Source organism: Delftia sp. SD018 (assembly GCF_017355445.1).
Classification (GTDB): Bacteria; Pseudomonadota; Gammaproteobacteria; order Burkholderiales; family Burkholderiaceae_C; genus Comamonas; species Comamonas acidovorans.
This window is the reverse complement of record NZ_JADDRN010000011.1, coordinates 71454-89772: the sequence shown is the minus strand read 5'-3', so window position 1 is coordinate 89772 and position 18319 is coordinate 71454. Positions and strand designations below refer to the sequence as shown.

General features: G+C 66.9%; 17 protein-coding genes, 1 pseudogene and 1 riboswitch. Of the genes and pseudogenes, 8 read left to right on the top strand and 10 right to left on the bottom strand.

Annotated elements, in window-relative coordinates; translation table 11 throughout:
* Positions 1-110: 110 nt before the first annotated feature.
* A riboswitch (cobalamin riboswitch) is annotated at positions 111-429 on the bottom strand.
* Positions 430-441: 12 nt separating this feature from the next.
* Genes INR38_RS13150 through INR38_RS13140 form a run of 3 tightly spaced genes read right to left on the bottom strand, consistent with a single transcriptional unit; the run spans position 442 to position 2544 of the window.
* Positions 442-1131, bottom strand: coding sequence for a 2OG-Fe(II) oxygenase (locus INR38_RS13150; RefSeq protein ID WP_207443197.1), 690 nt, complete (start codon positions 1129-1131; stop codon positions 442-444).
* Positions 1132-1149: 18 nt separating this feature from the next.
* Positions 1150-1800 carry a DNA oxidative demethylase AlkB gene (gene alkB / locus INR38_RS13145; RefSeq protein ID WP_207443198.1) on the bottom strand — a complete coding sequence of 217 codons (651 nt, stop codon included), beginning with the start codon at positions 1798-1800 and terminating at the stop codon, positions 1150-1152.
* A gap of 12 nt (positions 1801-1812) precedes the next feature.
* Entirely contained in the window at positions 1813-2544 is a 732-nt protein-coding gene (locus INR38_RS13140; RefSeq protein ID WP_207443199.1) for a 2OG-Fe(II) oxygenase, read from the bottom strand.
* Positions 2545-2803: 259 nt separating this feature from the next.
* Between INR38_RS13140 and INR38_RS13135 the strand changes: the two genes are divergently transcribed.
* The 3 genes from INR38_RS13135 to INR38_RS13125 all read left to right on the top strand — a co-directional run bounded on the left by INR38_RS13135 (position 2804) and on the right by INR38_RS13125 (position 7218).
* Positions 2804-3625 carry a hypothetical protein gene (locus tag INR38_RS13135; RefSeq protein ID WP_088164739.1) on the top strand — a complete coding sequence of 274 codons (822 nt, stop codon included), beginning with the start codon at positions 2804-2806 and terminating at the stop codon, positions 3623-3625.
* Positions 3626-3772: 147 nt separating this feature from the next.
* Complete coding sequence (locus tag INR38_RS13130) at positions 3773-5023, top strand: hypothetical protein (RefSeq protein ID WP_207443200.1); 1251 nt, start codon at positions 3773-3775, stop codon at positions 5021-5023.
* Positions 5020-7218 carry an AAA family ATPase gene (locus INR38_RS13125; RefSeq protein WP_207443201.1) on the top strand — a complete coding sequence of 733 codons (2199 nt, stop codon included), beginning with the start codon at positions 5020-5022 and terminating at the stop codon, positions 7216-7218. Before INR38_RS13130 ends, INR38_RS13125 begins: the two co-directional genes overlap by 4 nt.
* Positions 7219-7333: 115 nt before the next feature.
* Here INR38_RS13125 and INR38_RS13120 read toward each other — a convergent pair whose 3' ends face one another.
* Positions 7334-8329 (bottom strand): hypothetical protein, encoded by a 996-nt coding sequence (locus INR38_RS13120; protein ID WP_242699061.1) that lies wholly within the window; start codon positions 8327-8329, stop codon positions 7334-7336.
* Positions 8330-8366: 37 nt separating this feature from the next.
* On the opposite strand from INR38_RS13120, the pseudogene INR38_RS13115 reads away from it, so the two are divergent.
* The 4 genes and pseudogenes from INR38_RS13115 to INR38_RS13100 all read left to right on the top strand — a co-directional run.
* Positions 8367-9233: pseudogene (locus INR38_RS13115) on the top strand (Dyp-type peroxidase); the annotation flags it as partial.
* A 295-nt stretch (positions 9234-9528) separates the two neighbouring features.
* Entirely contained in the window at positions 9529-10101 is a 573-nt protein-coding gene (locus INR38_RS13110; protein WP_034393786.1) for a DUF3455 domain-containing protein, read from the top strand.
* 65 nt (positions 10102-10166) lie between these two features.
* Positions 10167-10745: a sigma-70 family RNA polymerase sigma factor gene (locus INR38_RS13105; protein WP_088164730.1), complete on the top strand. Its 579-nt coding sequence runs from the start codon at positions 10167-10169 to the stop codon at positions 10743-10745.
* Positions 10742-11488: an anti-sigma factor gene (locus INR38_RS13100; RefSeq protein ID WP_207443202.1), complete on the top strand. Its 747-nt coding sequence runs from the start codon at positions 10742-10744 to the stop codon at positions 11486-11488. The genes INR38_RS13105 and INR38_RS13100 overlap by 4 nt, the downstream gene beginning before the upstream one ends.
* Positions 11489-11588: 100 nt before the next feature.
* Here the strand turns inward: INR38_RS13100 and INR38_RS13095 are convergent, their stop codons facing one another.
* The gene (locus INR38_RS13095; RefSeq protein WP_207475970.1) at positions 11589-12767 is read right to left on the bottom strand and encodes a porin; all 1179 of its coding nucleotides are present in this window, start codon (positions 12765-12767) and stop codon (positions 11589-11591) included.
* Positions 12768-12883: 116 nt separating this feature from the next.
* A complete protein-coding gene (locus tag INR38_RS13090) occupies positions 12884-13336 on the bottom strand; it encodes a nuclear transport factor 2 family protein (RefSeq protein WP_207443204.1) in 453 nt (150 codons plus the stop codon).
* Positions 13337-13504: 168 nt separating this feature from the next.
* Between INR38_RS13090 and INR38_RS13085 the strand changes: the two genes are divergently transcribed.
* Positions 13505-14785, top strand: a complete 1281-nt coding sequence (locus INR38_RS13085) for a LysR family transcriptional regulator (RefSeq protein WP_207443205.1) — start codon at positions 13505-13507, stop codon at positions 14783-14785.
* Between the two features lie 18 nt (positions 14786-14803).
* On the opposite strand, the gene INR38_RS13080 is transcribed toward INR38_RS13085, so the two are convergent.
* The 4 genes from INR38_RS13080 to INR38_RS13065 all read right to left on the bottom strand — a co-directional run bounded on the left by INR38_RS13080 (position 14804) and on the right by INR38_RS13065 (position 18208).
* Positions 14804-15523 carry an alpha/beta hydrolase gene (locus INR38_RS13080; protein WP_207443206.1) on the bottom strand — a complete coding sequence of 240 codons (720 nt, stop codon included), beginning with the start codon at positions 15521-15523 and terminating at the stop codon, positions 14804-14806.
* On the bottom strand, positions 15520-16392 hold the full coding sequence (locus tag INR38_RS13075; protein ID WP_207443207.1) for a class III extradiol dioxygenase subunit beta: 873 nt from the start codon (positions 16390-16392) through the stop codon (positions 15520-15522). The genes INR38_RS13080 and INR38_RS13075 overlap by 4 nt, the downstream gene beginning before the upstream one ends.
* Positions 16392-16799 carry a protocatechuate 4,5-dioxygenase subunit alpha gene (ligA, locus tag INR38_RS13070; RefSeq protein ID WP_197943443.1) on the bottom strand — a complete coding sequence of 136 codons (408 nt, stop codon included), beginning with the start codon at positions 16797-16799 and terminating at the stop codon, positions 16392-16394. Before ligA ends, INR38_RS13075 begins: the two co-directional genes overlap by 1 nt.
* 68 nt (positions 16800-16867) lie before the next feature.
* Positions 16868-18208: an MFS transporter gene (locus INR38_RS13065; protein WP_207443208.1), complete on the bottom strand. Its 1341-nt coding sequence runs from the start codon at positions 18206-18208 to the stop codon at positions 16868-16870.
* Positions 18209-18319 lie beyond the last annotated feature (111 nt).

The window sequence follows — 18319 nt, the reverse complement described above, 5'->3', positions numbered from 1 at the left end:
CCGTCTGATGCGAAAGCAAGGCACTGCCACCTCTCCAGCCAGCGTGGGAGGAAGGGGCGCAGGACGTTGCCATCCGCACCCCGCAGACAGTCAAGAAAACGCCTGCACAGCAGGCGCGAAACGCAGCAGGCCGGTCTCCGGGCTCACAAGCGGCGCAAGGACATGCCTTCCGCCCAGCGCCCCGTCTTCCCAATCCACCCGCGAAAAGCTGCATGTTGCAGACCACGCCATGAACCAGTGACAGCCTGTCATCGCCCCCCGCAGGGTTGCGGAGACTGGCGGGACAGGCATGGAGCGCCTTGACTTGTTTACCGTTGCGGGGGCAGCCAAGGCCTGTGCCGGCAGCGCAAAAAGCATTTGCTGGCAGTCACCTTGTTCCCGTTTCATCCCCATGGCTGGCATGTGGACACCTGTTGCACGGATGCCTTTGCAGGCGCGGCATTATAGCCAGCGCTCTGTTTGCAAAGCCTTGGGCGCCTGGGGCACGTCGTGCAAAAGCAGCTCCAGACCCAGCCACTCGCCACGGTGAACGCGGCTGATGGCATGCCGCAGGTGCACACGGTAAAAGCCTGCCGCACCGCGCACCGGGCGCGGCCCCGTGGCGATGATGGCCGCATCCCCCAGGCCCAGCGGCAGCACCATGGGGCGCGATTGCATGCGCGGGCGCTGCTCGGTCATCACGAATTCGCCGCCCTCGAAATCCTGGCCCGGCCGGGACAGCAGCACCACCAGCTGCAGCGGAAAGACCTGCGCACCTTCGCTGTATGAACGCAGCGGGGCATGGCCCGCTTGCGGCACGCGCAGCAGATGTGGCTGTGGCTGCGGCTGCGTTTGGCCTGCTTGCCGGCCCGAACGCATGAAATCCTCGAAGCAGCCCGGCAACCCAGGCTGCATGCCCATGTGTTCGCGCCAGCGGTTGGCCAGGGCCAGCAGATGCCCGTGCAGCACCGGGCGCCATGCCTGCACGCAGGGAGGCAGGCCAGACGCGGCGGCCGCCTCGCGGGCCAAGGCGCGGCTTTCATCCGCAGTCAGCAGCTGCGGCAGCAGGGCATGGCCTTCGGCATCGAGCTCAGCGGCAATCCGCGCCCAATCCAGGCGGGCGAAGCGATCCTGGCTGTTGAGCCTGTCCATTTCAGACCGTCCAACCATTCAGCCCGCCTTGCGAAAAGTGAGATTGATGCGCCGCCCGCCCAGCAGCGGGTGAGGCTGGTCCTTGAGCGGCAACACGCCGTGGTGGCGCAGCCGATCCACGCCGCCCCAGACCACCACGTCGCCATGCTGCAGCGGCACCCTGGCCGTGCTGTCCGCCCGCGCCAGTCCTCCAAACAGAAACGTGGCCGGCATGCCCAGGGAGACCGAGACAATGGGCGCGCCCAGGTCCCGCTCGTCGCGGTCCTGGTGCAGGGAAAGCCGGGTGCCGGGCAGGTACTGGTTGATGAGGCAGGCATCGGGCACAAAGCCATCGAACCCCGCCGCAGCGGCCGCCTCGCCCGCCAGCCGGACAAACACGGCCGGCATGGCCGGCCAGGGCTGGCCGCTGAGTGGGTCGATGGCGCTGTAGCGGTAGCCGCGCCTGTCGCTGGTCCAGCCCAGCGCGCCGCAGTTGGTCATGGCCACCGACATGGTGAAGCCGCCCGGCGTAACCAGATGGCGCAGCGGCGCCCGCGCCGCAATGCCTTCGACCGCCTCCAGCAACTGCGCGGCATGGGGCAGGGCATGGCCGCGCAGCACCACGGATTGGGGGCCTATGGATTCGGCCCCGGTGGGATGTTCATCGGCGAAAAGATCCAGCGTGCTCATACCGGCCATCCATCAAAGTGCGTCATGAAAGATCAGCCCCACGGTATGGCGATGGCCGCTGTGGATGCGACTGACCCCATGGCGCATGGCCACGCGGCGGTAGCCGGTGCGCCGCCCGGGCACGGGCCGGTGGCGCACGGCCAGGACCAGCGCATCGCCCTGGTCCAGTGCCATCACATCGGCCCGCTGCCGGTCGCCATCGGCCTGGGTGATGACGAACTCGCCACCCGTGAAGTCCCGCCCGGGCCGCGACAGCAGCAGCACCACCTGCAGCGGAAACACATGCTCTCCATAGACGTCCTGGTGCAGACAGTTGTAGTCGCCCGCACCGTATTGAAGGATGAGCGGCGTGGGCCGCAACTGGCCCTGCGCGTGGCAGCGCGCCAGGAAGTCCTGCAGCCGGTCCGGATAGCGCACTTCCAGCCCCATGCGCTGGTTCCAGACATTGGCCACCGGCGCCAGGCGCAGATACAGCTGCTCGCGCAGGCGCTGCAGCAGCGGTGGCAAGGGGTAGTCGAAATATTGATACTCGCCGCGCCCGAAACCGTGGCGTGCCATGACGATGCGGGAGCGAAAGCCGTCCTCCCTTGCGTAAAGAGCGGCCAGGTCGCGGCACTGCTGCGCATCCAGCAGGCCGGGCAGGCGCGCGCAGCCTTGCTCATCGAGCTGGTGCTCCATCTGCGTCCAGTGGCAGGGCGGGGCGGATTCGCAAGCTTCGTTGTCGAAAAGACCGAGGTTGTGCATGGCGGACGGGGTTGGCGGTATGGGCGCGGTTGGCAATATGGGCGCGGTTGGCAATATGGGCGCGGTTGGCAATATGGGCGCTGTGGGCAATTGCCGCAGTCTAGGGCGGCGCCGCAGCGCCTGCATCCCGCTTCTTGCAGTGGACAGAATGTCAACCGGTGGGAGCGCCTGCCAGCCGCGTGCTGGACAGGACTGGGAGGGTCGGCTGGAGGCTGCAATTGAACAATCGAGGCATTCCTGCAAACGCCTCAGGCCCGCCATGTCCAGCAACGTCCATCACCTCTATCTTTTCTTCGATACGCCCCTGCAGCTGCGCCGCGTGCAACTGATCTGCCAGTACCTGGCCCGGCAGTCCTGGGAGCAGGCCGAGCGCTGGATCCATGAGCTGGACCCCGCCCTGGACCGGTCCGCGCTGTGGGATGACGACTGGGCCAATGCCAGCGCCCTGGGCCACCCCCAGCACCTGGAGCTGGGCTTTGACACCCGCACCACGGCCGGCATGCCCTGGCGATTGCTGGAGACGCTGTTCCAGCACGGGCTGCAGGCGGCGGTGCTGCATGTCTTCTACGACCAGGTGGGCGAGAGCGAGCGCTACCACTTCGATGCCGGCCAATGGGTCAGCCACCACGCCTGGCTGTCCCGTTACCCGGAGCGCCAGGTGCTGGTCGATACGAATGGCGAGGTCTATCCGCAGCCCGGCCAGGAAGAGGGCGCCGACGGCACCGCCCTCACCAATCCGGCCCAGCCCATGACCATCACCCGGCTGCGCGAGCGGGACCAGGAGCGTGACCGCCAGGCCCAGGAATCCGTGCAGGCCCTGCTGGACACCATGGCCAGCCTGCGCAAGAGCGGCGTATCGCCCGTGCAGGGCATCGTGGGGCTGTTCATGCTGCGGGCCGGCTTTCGCGGGCTGTGCGAGGCCGTGGCCTTTACCGTCATTGCGGCCCTGGCCTTCAGAGGCAAGGGACTGTGGCTCTGGCTGGCTTTGGGATTGGTGCTGGCGGTGGTGCTGCCTCTGTACCGCATGGCCGGCGCGCGGCGGGAGTTTGCGGGGCAGGGTGGCGGGGATGCCGCATCCTGAGACAATCCGCGCTCGGCAAAATGAAACAAATTGCACAAGATCAGTTGAATCCCAGGAGAGGGTGAACAGGATGAGGATACGGACCATGGCCCCGGCAGGATGGATCTGCGCCAACAGGCGCTGTTTTCCTGAGCGGAGCCGTCGCTGATGCAGCCCACCGCCATTGAACAGGGTGCTGCCGTGGCACCAGGCGTTCACGAGGATTTCGGCCATTTGCTGGGGCTGTACATGCGCCGCATCCGCGCCAGCGCCTCGGGCGTGGCCACCGAGATCGGGCTGAGCCGGGAAGCCGTCAACAACTGGAGGAATGGGGTTTCCCTGCCCAATCCGCGCTCGCGCGACCGGCTGGCCGCCTGCGCCCAGTACCTGCGCCTGACGGAGGCGGAGACCAATCGCCTGTTCTCCGCCGCTGGCTTTGCCACGGAGTTTCCGCTGCAGGCCCCCGCCGCCGGCGCCCAGCCTTTTGCAGGCTTCATGGACCGGCTTTTCGCCCAACTGGCCCAGGCCCGGCCCTATGCCATCACCATGCTGCTGTCGCCCGCGCACTGGGGACAGCCCCCGTTTCGCCAGGAACTGCTGCTGCGTGCCCGCGCCCAGTATGGCGCCGAGGCGGTGTTGCACATCCAGCCGCCCTACAGCGTGAGCACGGCTGCGGCCGACTACTTTGCGGCCCTGGGCCGGCAATGCGGGCTGGGCGAAGTGGGCTCGGACTACGAATTCGAGGCCCTGCTGGAAAAGCGCCTGCTGGCCGGCGGCCGGCTGTTCTGCCTGGTCAGCCGCTTCGAACAAGGCACGGCCGCACTGCGCGAGACGCTGGCCGGCATTCTGCGCAGCCTCAGCGAAATGCACAGCGGCCGCCTGCACTTGCTGCTGTGCGGCAGCGAGGCCCTGGCCGACCTCAAGTACCGCAGCGGTGACCTGTCGCTGCTCAACATCGGCCAGGTGGCCCACTGGCCCGATCCCACGCTGGAAGACCTGGCCCTGATGGCGCGCCAGCGCTGGCCCGGCACGGCCTGGCCGGCCGAGGTCATCGAGGCATTGCAGGCGCTGACGGGCGGGCATCCCGCGCTTTTCGAGGAAGCGCTGCAATGGCTGGTGGAGCAGGGCGTGGGCGTCGCTTCCGTGCACTCGCCCCTGCTGCGCGCCCATCTGGTGGCCAGTGCGCGCCTGTGGCAGACCTTGCTGCCCTTGGCGCAGGAGCCTGCCACGCGCGAGCAACTGCGCGGGCTGGTGGATGCGGCATCGCTGGGCCGTGCACGCCCCTATCTGCAGGATGCCGTGCTGCGGCGCCTGTTCTGGGGCAATCTGCTGCAGGTGCGCGGAGCAGGCGAGGGCGCCCATCTGCACTGGCGCTGCGACATTGCCCGCGAAGCCGCCGTGGCGGTGCTGCAGGCATGAGCGGCCTGGGCCGGCTTGTGCAACTGCCCAGATCCTGGTGGCGCGCCGCGCTGCTCGCCTTGGTCACGCTGTTCATCGGCACGGCCATCCTGCTGCCCCGCTACAACCCCGTCACCCGCAGCAGCCTGCAGGGCGCGGAAAGCTCGGGCCGGGTCTGGAACGAAATCATCCTGTGGCGCCTGGCCCTGATGGACTATGTGCGCCAGCATGAAAGCTGGCCGCAGGACCTGGCCAGCGTGGCGCCGGACATTGCCGAACCGCGCGTGCGCATGAGCTCGCCCAGTCCATTCGTGCTGCAGGCGGACGTGGTGCGCGACAGCCAGATGGGCGTGCTCGCCGGAACCCAGGTCCTGCTGCAACTGGACAGGCAACGCTGGGACTGGAGCTGCCAGGGCGGCCTGCCTCCGACTCCGCCGCGCTACCTGCCGCTGAACTGCAGCCCCTCGCCGGGCCAGCCCGAGCATGAACCCTTTGGATGGCTGCGCAGCGTCATCTGGACCAGCGCACTGGTCTTTGGCTGCCTGGCCCTGCTGTGGCTGGTGCGCCATCCGCTGATAGGCCCGGCACAGCTCAAGCCCGAGCGCCTGCGCCGCAAGCCCTACCAGCATCTGCCCCAGCTGGACCGGCTGCTGCGGCTGACCGGCCGCCGTTCCGCCGTCCTGCGCGCTGCAGGCATACGCCCGCCGGACTGGCAGCGGGCCCTGCGCCTTGCCGGCGCAAGCCCAGGCGCCCGCGTGCGGACCCTGGCCGAACGCCTGTCCGCCGTCTGCAAAACGGCGCAAGGCGAGTGGCCTGTGCCCGGCGACATGTTCGAGTGGACGCTGCCACCCGAACTGCCCATCGCCCTGGGCCGTTGCCTGGTCTATGCGCCCCCGGCGGAGCTGGAAGAGGGCGAACTCGTGCGCCAGCTGCGCCTGCTGCAAACCGGCGGCGATGTGGTGCTCATCGTGAGCCCGCACCATCCGCAGTCGCCCATGCCGCTGCTGCAGCGCCATGCCCAGGACCGCGCCAACCTGCACGTGCTGCTGGACAGCCCGGGGCAGACCGAATGGCTGCTGGGCGGCGCTCCAGACCAGGTGCTGCTGCGGCTGCTGGCCACGCAGTTGCAGGTCACGCGCATATCGCCCTACCAGACGCGCGGCGGCGTGACGCGCGAGGACGTTTTCTTTGGCCGCGAGCGCCTGCTGGCCCGCGTGCTCAACCGCGAGCCGGCCAACTACCTGGTCGTGGGAGGACGTCAGCTCGGCAAAAGCAGCCTGCTCAAGGCCGTGCAGCGGCGGCTGCAGGAGCATCCGGCCATCGCCTGCCACTACATCTCGCTGCGCGACCACCGCCTCACGCCGCGCCTGGCCACGCAGTTCGGCCTTCCGGTGGAAACACCGCTGGAGGCCATCATCGAACACCTGCAAAAGCAGTCGCAGGGCAGGCGGCTGTACCTGCTGATCGACGAGGCCGACCTGTTCTTCCGCGACGAAGCCCGCAATGGCTACCCCCAGCTCAGCGCCTTGCGCGCGCTGAGCGAGGAGGGCCGTTGCTGGTTCATGCTGGCGGGATTCTGGGATCTGTACGCGGCAGCGCTGCTCGACTACCAGTCGCCGCTGCGCAACTTCGGCGAAATCCTGGCCATTGGGGGATTGGAGCCAGCGGCATGCCACGCCCTGGCCACCGAACCGCTGCGCAGGCTGCGCCTGGGCTTTGCCAACGACACTCTGGCCGAGCGGCTGATAGAGGCCAGCGGCAGGCGCGCCAACCTGGTCGCCATCCTCTGCCAGGAATGCCTGGAAGCCCTGGGACCCGACGAACGCGTCATCGAAGAACGCCACCTGCGCCAGGCCATGGCATCCCAGCCCGTGCAGGACGCGCTGGTGGGATGGGGCCGCTTGAGCACCGATGAACAGGCCTGCCGCCTGGACCGCATCGCCGTCTATCACACGGCCCAGCAAGGACAGACCAGCCTGACCGCACTCGACGCCCTGGTCCAGTCCCACGGCGCCACCGGCCAGGCCCAGGCCCTGCGCCGGTCCCTGGCGCGCCTGCAACTGGCCTACGTCCTGCGCCGGGATGAAACGCACGGCGTGCACGATGCAAGCTACGTCTTCACCATCCCGCTGCTGCAGCGCCAGTTCGAGCCACAGGAAACCGCGCTTTTGCTGAAGCAGGAGCTTGAAGGACTGGAAACCGTCTTGAGCAACTGAAAACGAAGCAGGCAAGGCACCGGAGGAGTGCCTTGCCTTGGTTTTCAGGCCGTTATCTGCGTTTGTGATTCAACATAATATACATCGTATCGAACAAAACAGAGGGCAAGAATTCTTACGCACCGGTGCACTCCAACTGGCCAGCCCGGGGGTTCGGACCTTGCTTGCCAGGGCCGGGACCGGTGGCAGGCAGTCCATACACGGCCTTCACGTCGGCGTTGTCCTGTGACTTGAAGCCGTCCTTGGAAAGAGACCATGCATCGAAATAGTTCACGGGGTTGTAGGCAACCGCGTTTGCAGACTTCAGATAGTCCGTCAGACGCGGCACTTCGGTTTCGAGATAGGGAAAATGCAGTCCGTATTCGAGGCTGAAGCCTACGGAATTTCCATCCACCTTAGTTGCCCGAGTTCCGAGATGATGCGGCTGGAAATACTTCACCTTGAAGGCCGGAATGATGACGCGGGCCTGTGCCACGACATTCGACTCGGGGCCGCCTTGCCACAGGTCGATGTTGGATATTCCGGCATCTTTCACGGCGGCAGACAGATTGTCGAATGGCGATCCGTAGACCACCTGATTGGGAAGGCCCTTGTTGACGATGCGTGGATAGAACAATTCCTGTCCACCTGCACCGCTGTCCGATGCATAGACGGAAAGAACCTTGTCCGGTGTCTTCGTGGTGATCAGAAATCCAAACGTTTCCACTCCCGCCGTTCCCGCGCCGACTTCGCCGCAGTCGATGCTGTGCAGCCAGCGCACCACGCGCACCGTCGTATTTTCGTTGAGCGATATCACTTCGCCGCCCTTCAATGTCGTGCACTGTGCCGCCGGATTGCCATAGGCAACGACCTTTTGGCATTCCGTGGGTTGGGATGTGCCCTCCCCTGCGCTTCCGCATGCGGTTACAGCCACAGCCCCTACTCCCTGGTCGGCAGGCCGCTGCAGGAGTACCTGAGGCAGAAAATCCAGGAGTACCGGGAAGATGCCGAAAAAATGGGAGTGAGGATCTGGCGAAACCGTCCGTGACGTTGCTCCTGGTGCCGGTTGGGCCGGCTGCGTCGGCTGCGTCGGCTGCGTCGGCTGCGTCGGCTGGGCCAGATAATGCGCCATCCCTGACGCCCATTTCGTCCATCTGCCGGTACTTCCAATGACCACACCCACGATCCCGCGCCAGGCCGAGCCCCAGCAAATTGATGCAGCGCTGTCGATCGCCGCATCCTTCCTGGTCCTGACCGTTGCAAGAGACGCAGCGTCCCTCTCCACCGTGCGATCCGTGCTCGGCGATCTGGACGGCCTGATCAAGAACGTCCTTGTACGGGACGTGACCGGAACCTTTACCTGCAACGTGGGCATCGGTGCCGATGTGTGGGGTCCGCTCGTCGGTACCCCGCTTCCGGCCGAGCTCCATCCATTCCGCGAAATCCGGGGCGCCACCCATGTGGCAGTCTCTACTTCGGGGGACCTGCTGTTCCACATCCGCGCCAGGTCCATGGATCTCATCGTGGCGTTCGAGCAGATGCTCCTGGAGGCCCTGGGGGGGACAGTCGCGGCCATGGATGAGGTTGCCGGATTCCGGTACTTCGACGGACGCGACCTGCTGGATTTTGTCGATGGCACGGCGAATCCGGTCGGCCTGGCGCTGCCGGCCTCAACGATAGTGGGCGAGGAAGATCCTGAACATGCGGGCGGAAGCTATGTCGTCGTACAGAAGTACCTCCACGACCTCCCGGCATGGAAAAGCCTGAGCACCGAAGCCCAGGAGCAGATCATTGGACGAAAGAAGTTCACCAACACCGAGCTTCCCGATGCCTCGGAGGCGGAGCAGAAGTCACACAAGACGCTGTGCACCATCACGCAGGACGGCGTCGAGCACGACATCCTGCGAGACAACATGCCCTTCGCGAGGCCTGCACTCAAGGAGTACGGGACCTATTTCATCGGTTATTCCAGGCACCTTTGGGTGATCGAGCAGATGCTCGAACGGATGTTCATCGGAAGCCCGCCCCCGCTCCACGACCGCATCCTTGACTTCTCGGCGGCGGTGACAGGCATTGCCTTCTTCGTTGTCAAAGGACATGCTCGCCCATCTTTGAGATCGTACTGGGAGCAACGCGCCTCGGGCGAGGTGGCCCGGGTGCTGCAGGTCAAGAATGTCACCAACCGCAGTCTGATGGAGTCTGGCGCCGGCATTTCTCGAAAATATTTTTTGCATGGGGTGCATCCAAACGACGCGATGGCGGGTAGTACCAGCAGCAGCCCAAAAAAAGCGCTGCTTCAGTCCCCTTCACAAAACTGTTTGGAGAATTGCAATGTTGACCTCTCGTTCCGCATCCCGCACCGCCGCCGTTTCTTTCGCTGTAGCCACAGCGGCCCTGCTCGCTGCCTGTGGCTCGATGCACAAGCCGGCCAGCACTTTCTCCCAGGCATCGCTGCCCGCACCCATCCAGGTTCCTGCAGGGAACAAGGTCGCGTGGGAAACCGTCGGCAGCGGTGACATCACCTACGAGTGCCGCGACAAGGCCAACGCGCCTGGCCAGACGGAATGGGTCTTTGTGGGACCCGATGCTGTGCTGAAGGACCGCATGGGCAAACAAGTGGGCCGCTACTACGGCCCCCCTGCAACCTGGGAGGCCAACGACGGCTCCAAACTCACCGCCACCCAGCTGGCTGTGGCGCCGTCCGGCGCAGGCAATCTGCCTTACCAGCTGGTGAAGGCAAACCCAGCCATGGGCAGCGGTGCGCTGGAGGGTGTGAGCTACATCCAGCGCGTGGCGCTCCAGGGCGGAGTGGCGCCGGCTGACAAGCCCTGCATGGCTGCCAACAAGGGCCAGAAGACCACCGTGAAGTACCAGGCCGACTACATCTTCTGGAAGCCCATGTAAGAGCCGGCAGCGGCGCGGATACACTGGACGAAGGATTTCCTGCAACGCCCCCTTCGTTCCATTTCGTGCCGCCCGCTGTCTCCCAGAACAACGAAGCTTTCGACCATGACGCAGCATTGCATGCATGTGCACGCGGCGAACGCGATGCTTTGCAGCGGATTTATGAGGCCGAGGCGCGCTTTCTCCTCGGCGTGGCACTGCGCATCGTCCGCGATCGCGCCGCTGCGGAAGACGTGCTGCACGATGCGTTTGTCTCCATCTGGAACCGCTCATCCACCTTCGACGGCAATCGCGGAAGTGGTCGAGGGTGGATCTACAGCGTGGTGCGGCACGCCGCCCTCAACCGTGTACGGGATGGCGCACGCGAAACCGTGCTGGATGAAACTGCCCATGAAGCGCATGACGCCCAGGCCGCACTTTCGGCATGGAAGGAAGGCGGCAGTGAATGGGAGCGGCAGGCGACGCTGGGTCGTCTTGGCGATTGCCTCGACCGGCTGGAGCCCGAGCGCCGCGCCTGCCTGTTGCACGCCTACGTGGACGGCTGCAGCCACAGCGAAATTGCGGCGCGTGTGCAGGCGCCGCTTGGTACGGTCAAGGCCTGGGTTCAACGCGGACTGCGGGCCCTGAGAGAGTGCATGCAATGAGCGGCGACACCCACCCCAATCCCTCAGGGTCGACGGATGGCGGCTCCCCGGACGATCTCCAGATGCAGGCCGGCGAGTACGTATTGGGCACCCTCAATGCAGCCCAGCGCCGCTCCATCGAATCCCGTCTGCCCCACGAGCCTGCGTTGCGCACGGCCGTGCAGGCATGGGAGCAACGGCTCCTGCCGCTGGTTCAACTGGCGCCCCCCATCGAGCCCTCCGCAACGCTGTGGCAGCGCATCGCGGCCAGCGTCAAGCCGGCCCGGCCATCGGTCCGCGCACAGCGTGGTGCCTGGTGGCACTGGGATAGCCTCGCCCTTTGGCGCGGCTTGGCGGGTGGCGGCTTTGCAGCTGCAGCACTGCTCGCTGCTGTGCTGGTTGTGCGAGAGGCATCACCGCCGGCTGCCCCGCACTATTTCGTCGTGCTGGCCGCGCCGCAGAATCAGGCCCCCGGGTGGGTGGTCCAGGCCCAGTCTGAAGGTCGTCTGCGCCTTTTGCCACTGGGCAAGGATGCCATTCCGGCGGAAAAATCCCTGCAGTTCTGGACCAAGGCCGACGGCTGGAAAGCGCCGGTGTCCCTGGGTCTGGTCAAACCGGGCGAAGCCATCGAAGTGCCCGTAGACCAGTTGCCGCCTCTGCAGCCGAATCAGCTTTTCGAGCTCACCCTGGAGCCAGAAGGCGGCTCCCCGAGCGGACGCCCGACAGGGCCCATTCAGTTCATCGGCCGCGCTGTACAGATCTAGAGCGTGGTGTGCACTTTCAAGTGCCCGCGCGTCGGCTCTTCGCGCTGGTGATCACACGCTCCAGGCGTCGCATTGGATGCGGCCGGCCTGGCCTTCGGTTTCAGAACGAGTGGCGCAGGCCCAGCATCAGGCCGGTCTGCGACGCGCCCGCCAGCGGGCTGCCGCCGGCTGCGGCCGAGCTGACCGAGATGGCCAGGCGCTGTCCGTTGTCAATGCGCGCAGCCTGGGCATAGACCGCCGTGCGCTTGGAGAACCTGTAGGTGGCGCGCAGGGCCAGCAGGGTGGAGCGGTCGCCGCCCTGGGCATAGCGCAGTTGCTGCAGCTGGCCATCGACCACGACGGCGGCGCTGGGGGACCAGGACAGGCCGCCCCATGCCAGGGTGCTGCGCGGCGTGGTGCCGTTGCTGGCCGAGGCCGCCTGGGCCGCGTCGTTGTCGCGGCGCATGAGACCGGCGCCCAGCTTGATGGTGGGTGACAGCGCGGCATAGCCGTTGAGCATGATGCGGCGGTCCTTCAGGTCCGAGCGCGTGAGCCCTGCAAATGCGCCGGCGCCGCCGCGCATCTCGTCCACGGCCAGCGCAAAGCCCCAGGGCGCGGTGTCGTACTTCAGCATGGCGGACCACTGGCGGCAGGCCTGCCTGTCCGTGGCCGATTCGCCGGCGCAGTTGGTGCCGGCCGGGCTGGGGCCGGCGTTGACGGCATCGCGTCCCAGGCTGTAGGCCGCACCCAGGCTCCAGGCGCCGAAGCGCCCCCGGTAGGCCAGGGAGTTGTCGGTGCGCGTGTTGGGGATGTAGCTGTCCAGGCTGCTCAGACCGAAGGCGTTGGGACCCAGCAGGTCGGCGTCGAACAGCGCCCAGTACAGCATGGTGTAGTTGCGCCCTAGCGAGACGCTGCCCCAGCCGCCGGACAGTCCCACCCAGGCCTGGGGCCCGAAACCCCGCCCGCCCTGGCTGAAGGTGCCGGCACCCGGGCCACAGCCTGACTCCAGCGCAAAGATGGCGCTCAGGCCGCCGCCCAGATCCTCGCTCCCGCGCAGCCCCCAGCGCGACGGTGCCGTTCCCGTGAGGCCGGGCATGCGCGTCAGCGATCCGCCGCCTTGCACATTCGTCAGGTGCTCGATGCCGGTGTCCAGATGGCCGTACAGCGTCACCGATGAGGCGGTCTGGGCCTGGGCGCCGCCTGCTGCTGCCAGCATGGCGAGTGGGGCGAGGCGGGCCAGACAAGCCCGCAGTGGGCGCCTGGCTGGGGGTTGGGGAATGCTCTTGAGAGTGCGTTTCATGCTTTTGTCTCCTGTTGTTGTCGTTGCGGAATCGGCACGCCGCAACGCTGCGCCTTGGGAAAGGCGAGAGTGGCGGGCGCGGGGAAATGGGAGAAAGCGGCTGGGCGCCCTGCGCTTCAGGTGCCCGGGAGGTCCCGGTACATGACGAAGCGCGCCACGCGGCGCGTGATCAGCCAATGGCCTTCAGGACTGCGGCCAAAGGTGTCATCGAACTCGCCAACGAGCTGGCGCGGTTGGGCCGGGCGGCCGTGCGGCGTGATGGCATCGGCCTCGTCGCAGGACCACAGCAGCACCTGGCTGCGCGCGCTGGCGCGGTCCGGGCCTTGCAGTTCCACCAGCGTGTTGGTGACCAGATGCCGGGTCATGCGGCCCGCAGGACGCTGGGAGTACGCGGCGGCGATGGCCGTGCGCCCGCCGAGCACCTCGCCGCCGGGCCGTTGCAGTTGGCCGTCTCCGGCAAACAGCTGCGCCAGCGCCTGGGCATCACCGGCATCCGCAAAGGCAGCAGCGCGCAGCACCAGGTCCAGGCAGGCCTGGCGGGCCAGCAGCCGGTCGATTTCATGGTTCATGTTTCTTGTCTCCCCGGAATTCGCAGCCTGCGATGGGCTGTCTTGATCAGGCCCCAAGCATTCCACGCTGGCATCGATCCGGCCAATGCCGGAGCCCCGGCCATCAATGCGTTTTTCTTATGGGACAATCAAAACACGGTTTTCCAACGTGCCGTTCAGCGCCTTTCCATGAACCTTTACCTTGCCCCCTGGACCGGCCCGGCCACCAGCAATCCTTCGCGTTTTCCCGAGTTGGCAGGCCATTTGCGGGCCATGCGCGCCATGCTGGGCGTGGTGCGCCACGGCAGCACCACGCGGGCCGCCCAGGCTATGCATCTTTCTCAGCCGGCCGTGGCGCGCTCGGTGCTGCAACTGGAAGAGGCCTGTGGCCTGCCGCTGTTCATGCGGGGGGCGCGCGGCATGATGCCGACCCCGCTGGGCAGCCAGCTGGCCGGCCGCATCGAGGCCATGCTCCAGCATCTGGGCAGCGGCGCGGCCGACGCCCAGGCCGCCGCCACGCTGGCGGCCAGGCGCCCTCCCCTGCCCGAGCGTTTTGCCGAGACCGTGCCTGCGGGCCAGCTGCGCGCCCTCATGGCCATTGCGGACTGCGGCAGCGAATCCCTGGCCGCGCAGTGGCTGGGCCTGACGCAGCCCGCCGTGCATGCGGCGCTGCAGGGGCTGGAAACCAGTCTGGGCATGCAGCTGTTCTACAAGCTGGCCTTCGGCACGCGGCTGACGCCTTCCGGCGAAGCGCTGCTGCGCCGTGTCAAGCTGGCCCTGGCCGAGGTGCGCGGCATGGACAGCGATATTTCCGCCTGGCGCGGCGAGATCCGGGGGCGTGTGGTGATCGGCGTGCTGCCGCTGTCGGTGGGAATCTTCTTGCCGCGCGCGGTCGACAGCCTGGCCGCCAGCCACCCGGACATCGAGGTCAGCATCGTGGACGGCACCTACGAGAGCCTGGTGCAGCACCTGCTGAGCGCCGACATCGACGCCATCGCCGGCGCCCTGCGCGCCGACATGCCCTCCGATGAGGTACGCCAGTTGCACCTGTTCGACGATGACCTGGTGGTGGTGGCACCGGCCGGCCATGCCTGCCTGGACCGCGGCCAGCTGGTTCTGGAGGACTTGCTGCAATGGCCCTGGGTCTCGCCCCTGCCCGGCACGCCGGCCGACCGCGCCATGGTCCAGCTGTTCCGCAGCCAGGGCCTGGAGCCGCCGCGCGCCAACCTGCGCGCCAGCAGCCCGACCATGACGCTGGCCTTTGTGCTGCAGACGGGCCGGCTGGCCCTGGCCTCGCGCGGACAGGCCCTGCAGGATGACCACGGCGGGCAGTTGTCCATCGTGCCCGTGGACCTGCCTTCCACACGCAGGCGCATCGGGCTGGCCACGCGTGCGTTGAGCACGGCATCGCAGGACCTGGAGCTGTTCATGCAGGCCTGCCGGCGGGCCGTGGGCGATCCGCCGGCCTAGCCTGAGCGCAGCGCTCGCTCAGCGCCCCATCCAGTCGAGCAGTGCCCGCGACACCTGCTGCGGCTGCTCCATGGTGCTCATGTGGCCGCTGTCCTCGATCACCACCAGCTCGGCGCCCGGGCACAGGGCCTGCATGCGCTCATGGCGTGACAGCGGGCTCCAGGCATCCTGGCGACCGCAGGCCAGCAGGGTCGGGCAGCGCAGTTGCCGGAGCACATGGCCCGCATCGGGGCGGTTCAGCAAGGCATTGATCTGCGCAGCAAACACCTCGGGCGTGAAGCGCGCCACCATGTCGAGCACCTCGCCAAACAGTGGCGTATCAAGCCGGTCGGGATGCACCATGCCGCGCGCCCATTGCAGGCCCATCTCGCGCATGCCGCTGTGCCGGGCGATCTGCAGGAGCGCCATGCGCTTGGCGCGTTCGCTCTCGCCGGCCTCGCCCGGAGCGATGGGGTCCATGCCGGTGTCCAGCAAGGCCAGCCGTTCCACGCGCTGGGGCGCCATGCCGGCAATGGCCAGGGCCACGCGCCCACCCATGGAATGGCCCGCCAGCGAAAACCGCTCGGCCGCCACGCAGTCCAGCACAAGGCGCGCCATGTCTTCGATGGTGGCCGCCGCGCCATAGGACGGAACAATGCACTCGGCAGCACCGGCAAAGGACAGGGCCGCCTGCTGCTCGTGCCAGACCGTCTCGTCGCACAGCAGGCCCGGCAGAAGTACCACGGAAGGCCGGCTCATGCTGCGTTCTCCAGGATGAGGTGTCCCACGGCCGTATTGGACGCGGGCACATGGTAGAAGCGGTGGTTGACCTTGGGCAGCGGCGCGGGGCCATCAACATCGGCCATGGCACCGCGCGCGATCAGCCACATCACCAGCTCGATGCCTTCGGAGCCAGCCTCGCGCACGTAGTCGATATGCGGCATCTTGGCCAGGCCGGCCGGGTTCTCGATCAGCAGGTCCAGGAAGCGGTTGTCCCACTCCTTGTTGATCAGGCCGGCACGCGCGCCCTGCAGCTGGTGGCTCATGCCGCCCGTGCCCCAGATCTGCACGTTCAGGTCTTCGTCGAAGCTTTCCACGGCGCGGCGGATGGCGCGGCCCAGGTTGAAGCAGCGCTGGCCCGACGGCACGGGGTACTGCACCACGTTCACGGCAAACGGAATCACCGGGCAGGGCCAGGCGCCCGTGCGCGCGTCCTGCTCGCCGCACATCAGCGACAGCGGCACGGTCAGGCCGTGGTCCACGTCCATCTTGTTGACGATGGTCAGGTCGAAGTCCTGCTGGATCACCGACTGCGCGATGTGGCTGGAAAGCTCGGGATGACCGACAACCTTGGGCACGGGGCGCGGGCCCCAGCCTTCGTCGGCGGGCTGGTATTCAGCGGCCGTGCCGATGGCAAACGTCGGGATGAAGTCCAGGCTGAACGCGGTCGCGTGGTCGTTGTAGACCAGGAAGATCACGTCGGGCTTGTTGTCCTTGAGCCATTGGCGCGAGTGCTCGAAGCCCTTGAACAAAGGCTGCCAATAGGGCTCGTCTGCCTTGCCCAGGTCCATGGCCGCGCCGATGGCGGGCACATGCGAGGTGTAGACGGATGCGGTGATGCGTGCCATCAGATGCCTTTTTCCTGTCGTTCCTGCTCATGCAGGTAGCGGTTTCCATTGATGCTGCGTCCGCCGCCCAGCATCATCTGGCGGTAGTCCTCCTCGTTCATGCCGCTCATGGTCGAGACCATGTTCTGCACGCTGACGCCGTCGGTGGCGCCGATCTTCACGAGGAAGTAGATGTTTCCGCCCAGCGCAATGCAGCGGTTCAGGTCGCGGTCCAGCACGGCCTGTGTTTGCTCGGCCGTCATGGCCCATTCGCCCAGATAGGCGCGCTCGTCAGCCCGAAAGCGCTCGCGGTTCTCGGCCTTCATCAGCGACATGCAGAACTGGTTGAGCCAGTAGCCCTGGCGGGATTGCTCGGCGTCGAAGACCGTGGTTCCCGGTACGTCGAGATAGGGTTTGTCCAATGCCATGGAAGTGTTTCTCCTGCGCTTGAGCGCTCGGGCGCTCGGGCGCGTGCTCACGGATAGGGGTTCAAGGATCAAGCACCAGGCGCTCGCAGCGCGCCACCCCCCGGCGCCAGGGTGCGGCCGGCGCCCGTGGCCCACACGGCCAGCGCAGCGGCAATCAGCGGCAAGGCAAAGACGTAGTACAGCGAGGCAGGCTGCCAACCGCCGTCCAGCAGCAGGCCAGCCATGGTGGGCGCCACGATGGCGCCTATGCGCCCAATGCCTATGGCCCAGCCCATGCCGGTAGCGCGCACCTGGGCCGGATAGGTGGCCGGCACCAACCCGTACAGCCCGGCCATGGAGGCGAACAGGAACACGCCCACGCCCACCGCTGCGGCGAACGCCCAGCCCAGGCTGGCCGAGGCCAGGCCGAACAGCGCGGTGAACAAGGCATTCAGCAGCAGGCTGCCCATGGCCAGATGCCGCAGCTTGGCCTTCACCGCCAGCAGGCCGAACAGGCTGCCGCCGGCAATGCCGCCCAGGTTGAGCAGCACGCCGCCCGTCACGCCCTGCTGTGCCGACAGGCCGGCCTGCACCAGCAGCTTGGGCGTCCAGCTCAGGGAAAAGTAGACGCTGAACATCAGCAGGAAGAAGCCGGCCCAGAGCATGAGCGTGGGGCGCGCCAGGCCGTTCTTGAACAAGGCGGCCACCGTATTGCCCTTCTGGACGTCACCGCCAGCTTGCGCGGGCAACTGCAGCATCGCGGGGTGCCCCATGAGTGCCATCAGGCGGTTGAGCTTTTCCAGCGCACGCGCCGGGCGACGGCCCATCAGGAAATCCACCGACTCCGGCAGGCGCCACAGCACGATGGGCACCATCAGCGCCGTGGCCAGACCGCCGAACACAAAGACCGAGCGCCAACCATGGTGTGCCAGCAGCCAGGCGGCCATGAGTCCGCCCAGCGTGGCGCCAATCGGATAGCCCGTGGCCTGCAGCGCAATCGCCGTGCTGCGCCATTTGTTCGATGAATACTCAGAGGTGATCACCCCCACGCTGGCCAGCATGCCGCCAATGCCCACGCCCGTCATGGCGCGCAGGGCTGCAAGTTCGACATGGCTGCGTGCTGCCGCAGACAGCAGCATGCCCACGGACACCAGCACCAGGCACAGCACGATGATGGGTTGCCGGCCACGGCGGTCGGCCACGGGCGCCAGGAACAGCGAGCCCAGGGCCATGCCGATCAGACCGGCGCTGAACAGCACGCCCAGCTGCGCCCCGTTGAGCTTCCATTCGGCAGCGACGGCCGAGGCGGTGAAGGCCATGACCAGCACATCGAAGCCGTCCAGCATGATGAGCAGGGTGCAGATGGCCACGGCCAGCCACTGGAACGGCGCCATGGCGCCCTCGTCCATCGTCTTGCGGATATCTTTCATACAAGTCCTTGTCGGAGCAGGTTGTCTCTTTGCCCTGGCAGGCGCTTTGCGCCCAGGCCAGGTTCTTTTGTGGGAAAACTGGGGGCGGCCTGCATTCGGAGCGCACAGCGC

Excerpts from the sequence above, each read along its gene's own strand:
- INR38_RS13150 (WP_207443197.1), bottom strand. The coding sequence starts at position 1,131 with ATGGACAGGCTCAACAGCCAGGATCGCTTCGCCCGCCTGGATTGGGCG.
- alkB (WP_207443198.1), bottom strand. The coding sequence starts at position 1,800 with ATGAGCACGCTGGATCTTTTCGCCGATGAACATCCCACCGGGGCCGAA.
- INR38_RS13140 (WP_207443199.1), bottom strand. The coding sequence starts at position 2,544 with ATGCACAACCTCGGTCTTTTCGACAACGAAGCTTGCGAATCCGCCCCG.
- INR38_RS13135 (WP_088164739.1), top strand. The coding sequence starts at position 2,804 with ATGTCCAGCAACGTCCATCACCTCTATCTTTTCTTCGATACGCCCCTG.
- INR38_RS13130 (WP_207443200.1), top strand. The coding sequence starts at position 3,773 with ATGCAGCCCACCGCCATTGAACAGGGTGCTGCCGTGGCACCAGGCGTT.
- INR38_RS13125 (WP_207443201.1), top strand. The coding sequence starts at position 5,020 with ATGAGCGGCCTGGGCCGGCTTGTGCAACTGCCCAGATCCTGGTGGCGC.
- INR38_RS13120 (WP_242699061.1), bottom strand. The coding sequence starts at position 8,329 with ATGGCGCATTATCTGGCCCAGCCGACGCAGCCGACGCAGCCGACGCAG.
- INR38_RS13110 (WP_034393786.1), top strand. The coding sequence starts at position 9,529 with ATGTTGACCTCTCGTTCCGCATCCCGCACCGCCGCCGTTTCTTTCGCT.
- INR38_RS13100 (WP_207443202.1), top strand. The coding sequence starts at position 10,742 with ATGAGCGGCGACACCCACCCCAATCCCTCAGGGTCGACGGATGGCGGC.
- INR38_RS13095 (WP_207475970.1), bottom strand. The coding sequence starts at position 12,767 with ATGAAACGCACTCTCAAGAGCATTCCCCAACCCCCAGCCAGGCGCCCA.
- INR38_RS13090 (WP_207443204.1), bottom strand. The coding sequence starts at position 13,336 with ATGAACCATGAAATCGACCGGCTGCTGGCCCGCCAGGCCTGCCTGGAC.
- INR38_RS13085 (WP_207443205.1), top strand. The coding sequence starts at position 13,505 with ATGAACCTTTACCTTGCCCCCTGGACCGGCCCGGCCACCAGCAATCCT.
- INR38_RS13080 (WP_207443206.1), bottom strand. The coding sequence starts at position 15,523 with ATGAGCCGGCCTTCCGTGGTACTTCTGCCGGGCCTGCTGTGCGACGAG.
- INR38_RS13075 (WP_207443207.1), bottom strand. The coding sequence starts at position 16,392 with ATGGCACGCATCACCGCATCCGTCTACACCTCGCATGTGCCCGCCATC.
- ligA (WP_197943443.1), bottom strand. The coding sequence starts at position 16,799 with ATGGCATTGGACAAACCCTATCTCGACGTACCGGGAACCACGGTCTTC.
- INR38_RS13065 (WP_207443208.1), bottom strand. The coding sequence starts at position 18,208 with ATGAAAGATATCCGCAAGACGATGGACGAGGGCGCCATGGCGCCGTTC.